Raw genomic sequence first — 1,507 nt, forward strand, 5'->3', positions numbered from 1 at the left:
CCATCGCCTTCGAGCGAAAGGCACGGGAAGTGAGCTAAACGCTCTCCACAAAAGCCGGGCAAGTCCACATCCCTGCGCGCGGCGCTTCTAGACACCGCATGAATCACACGCACCCGATCTGCAAGTTCCCGCATGCCAGCCATATGCGGAGCAAGGGCCATGCCCAATCCAATGATCGAGAAATTCCACAGGCGTTCATTCTTATCAAAGGGCACAAACATTTGCATCCGGTTCTTATGGGAGCGTTACATGATCATAACAGCAAACCGACTGCTGCCCACTGCCTCATCATTAGTGGGAGGGGTCTGTAGCAAAATTATAGCTTATATGGCCGGAGCTGCTCTACAGAGCTTCAATGCAAACGACCGCCCTTCGCCAAGCTTGTTGCAGACTGGCCGGCGGCTCGGGCGCACCCTTCTTTTAGGCGTCGAGGCTCAGCGACGTTAGCACAACTGCGGTGTCGGACGCGGACGAGGAGTGCTGACTAGGCTTCCTAAATCCTTGACTATGGGAGAACCTTCCAGCTCTTAGTTTATGCAGGAAAAATCATGATCCGCCATATTGTACTTATCAAGTTCAAACCCGAAGTCAGCGAAAGCTGTATAACCGAAATATATTCCGGACTATGGTCGTTAACCAACAAACTCCCCGGTGCGCGACATTTTACCGGAGGCCGGTCGGCGAGTCCTGAACAAATAGAACGAGGCTACTTCCATGCCTTTGTTATCGACTTCGACACCTGGTTGGATCTGAAAAAGTATACCGATCATCCCGAGCATCAAGCGCTAGGGTCGCAGATCGTCAAGAATGCCATCAACGGGCTCGACGGCCTTCTCGTCCTTGACCTGGAAGTTCCAGCTACTGACTAGGTCATATTGAAAAATGGCGCACCCAAAGGCGTATCGACGTGATGTCGATGAAGCCTAGGAAGCTCTCCGCGGTCTTGTCGTAACGGGTGCCGACACGGCGGGCGTTCTTCAGCTTGTTGAAGCACCGTTCGACCAAGTTGCGCAGCAGGTAAGTAATCGGTCCACGCTAATGCGACTTTTGCGGGAATTGCGCGTCGGAATGACCGGCAGGACATCCCGTTTGTCCATGGTTTTCCAAATGATGTCAGCATCATAGCCTCGATCGGTCAGCAGGACCCTCGGTGTCGGTAGATTGTCGGCCATGACCAGATCGAAGCCAAGATAGTCGGATGTTTGCCCCGCGGTGATCTCGGTTCAAATGGACAGTCCTACAGCATTCACGAGCAGATGGATCTTGGTTGTGAAGCCGCCACGCTAACGGCCAAAACCCTGTCGCCTTCGCCATGGTCTTGAACCAGTGGCGCCTCATGGCTCACGGCGCCCACATAATCCTGCCGGTTGACACTCTCCAGCACGATGCGGGCCGACGACACGTCCCCTGCCGCCTGCTGCATCATTTCGTTTGTGCGCCCCTAGGTGTTTGATCCCACGGTTTGATGGTGTGATCCTTTCGAAGGAATGGAAGGATGCCCTATGGG

Annotated in this window: 2 protein-coding genes and 1 pseudogene; 1 reads left to right on the forward strand and 2 read right to left on the reverse strand. The window is 54.1% G+C overall.

Annotated elements, in window-relative coordinates; all coding sequences use genetic code 11:
• Positions 1–227, reverse strand: a 227-nt coding sequence (locus DKT70_RS18570; protein WP_233490665.1) for a hypothetical protein, incomplete at its 3' end; no start/stop codon positions are given.
• Between the two features lie 321 nt (positions 228–548).
• On the opposite strand from DKT70_RS18570, the gene DKT70_RS17555 reads away from it, so the two are divergent.
• The gene (locus DKT70_RS17555; protein ID WP_111560331.1) at positions 549–869 is read left to right on the forward strand and encodes a Dabb family protein; all 321 of its coding nucleotides are present in this window, start codon (positions 549–551) and stop codon (positions 867–869) included.
• Position 870: 1 nt separating this feature from the next.
• On the opposite strand, the pseudogene DKT70_RS17560 reads toward DKT70_RS17555, so the two are convergent.
• Positions 871–1,283, reverse strand: a pseudogene (locus DKT70_RS17560) (IS5 family transposase); the annotation flags it as partial.
• Positions 1,284–1,507: the final 224 nt, after the last annotated feature.

Origin of the sequence: Paracoccus sediminilitoris (genome assembly GCF_003259195.1) — a bacterium.
Classification (GTDB): Bacteria; Pseudomonadota; Alphaproteobacteria; order Rhodobacterales; family Rhodobacteraceae; genus Paracoccus; species Paracoccus sediminilitoris.

Excerpts from the sequence above, each read along its gene's own strand:
- DKT70_RS17555 (WP_111560331.1), top strand. The coding sequence starts at position 549 with ATGATCCGCCATATTGTACTTATCAAGTTCAAACCCGAAGTCAGCGAA.